At 59.4% G+C, this 1,508-nt stretch carries 3 pseudogenes; all 3 read left to right on the forward strand.

Annotated elements, in window-relative coordinates:
- A pseudogene (locus ACQKQA_RS30325) lies at nucleotides 1-85 on the forward strand (3'(2'),5'-bisphosphate nucleotidase CysQ); the annotation flags it as partial.
- Between the two features lie 253 nt (nucleotides 86-338).
- Nucleotides 339-608 (forward strand): annotated as a pseudogene (locus ACQKQA_RS30330) (gamma-glutamyl-gamma-aminobutyrate hydrolase family protein); the annotation flags it as partial.
- Between the two features lie 173 nt (nucleotides 609-781).
- Nucleotides 782-1,508, forward strand: a pseudogene (locus ACQKQA_RS30335) (glutamine synthetase); the annotation flags it as partial.

Consider the following 1,508-nt stretch of genomic DNA (forward strand, 5'->3'; position numbering starts at 1 on the left):
GTTGCAGTTGGCGAACATCGGCAGCTCGCTGAAGTTCTGCCTGCTGGCCGAAGGCGCGGCGGATTGTTATCCGCGGCTGGCGCCGATGTTAAAAATATCAATCATTGATCTTTTCAGGTTTCAGTCAACCCGAACGGCTTGCCGAAGTCAAGTGAGGCCTCTTCTGCCCTAAAAAAGCGCCTGCGGGGCATTTTTGGGGCGCTTTTCTGGCGGCGAAGCCCTTGGCTACCGCAGGCTTGAGCGGGCCGTGTTGTATTTTTTACGGGGGTGTTGTGTAAAAAAATGAACAAGGCTAAGCTCGAATCAAACCCATAACATCAATAATACCGGGGTGTTTCATGTCTCGCCTGCCGTTAATCGGCATCACCGCCTGCTCCAGGCAGATCGGTCTGCATGCGTATCTCATCCGTGGCGACAGGCGCATTCGCACAGTGGCAGTTACAGCCAAGGGCGTGCCCATGAACCTCCCGTCCCTGGCCGATTTTCCGGCCCCGTCCGATATTCTGGACGGTGTGGATGGCATCCTCTTTAACGCCCCGTCCTCCAGGTTCGAACCTTCACTCTGCCACGGTCCCGCCTGCGCGCGGGGTACTGCCCATGATTTTGCGTGTGAGACGGGGGTGCAATGGCACCCCGAATGGCAGGTAAGCTCTACCCCTCACTACCTGACCGTCTTCCAGGCATCTGGCGATGCCTTTCGCAAGCGGGTAGTGCAACGCGACGTCGATGCGCCGCAAAACCTGGCTTATAAGAGTCAGGAAACCCACGCCTAGAGGCATTTATGAGCAACAACCTCGACCAGCTCACCGATTGGTTGAAAGACCACAAGATCACAGAAGTCGAATGCATGATCGGCGACCTGACCGGGATCACCCGGGGCAAGATCTCGCCGACCAACAAGTTCATCGCCGAAAAGGGCATGCGCCTGCCCGAGAGCGTGCTGTTGCAGACGGTCACCGGCGACTACGTCGAAGACGACATCTATTACGAGCTGCTGGACCCGGCCGACATCGACATGGTCTGCCGCCCGGACCACAACGCGGTCTTCATGGTGCCGTGGGCCATCGAGCCGACCGCCCAAGTGATCCACGACACCTACGACAAGCAAGGCAACCCGATCGAGCTGTCGCCGCGCAACGTACTCAAGAAGGTGCTGAAGCTTTACGCCGACCATGGCTGGCAGCCGATCGTGGCGCCGGAAATGGAGTTCTATCTGACCAAGCGTAGCGACGACCCGGATTACCCGCTGCAGCCGCCGGTCGGCCGCTCCGGTCGCCCGGAAACCGGTCGCCAGTCGTTCTCCATCGAAGCGGCCAACGAATTCGACCCGCTGTTCGAGGACGTCTACGACTGGTGCGAACTGCAGGAACTGGACCTCGACACGCTGATCCACGAAGACGGCACGGCGCAGATGGAAATCAACTTCCGTCACGGCGACGCCCTGTCGCAGGTGCGCGCTGACTTCGGCGTGCACCGCCTGGTGCGGTTTGTCGGTGCGGTCGATGTCC

The sequence above is a fragment of the Pseudomonas sp. NPDC089530 genome, from assembly GCF_050280705.1.
In the GTDB taxonomy this organism is placed as follows: domain Bacteria; phylum Pseudomonadota; class Gammaproteobacteria; order Pseudomonadales; family Pseudomonadaceae; genus Aquipseudomonas.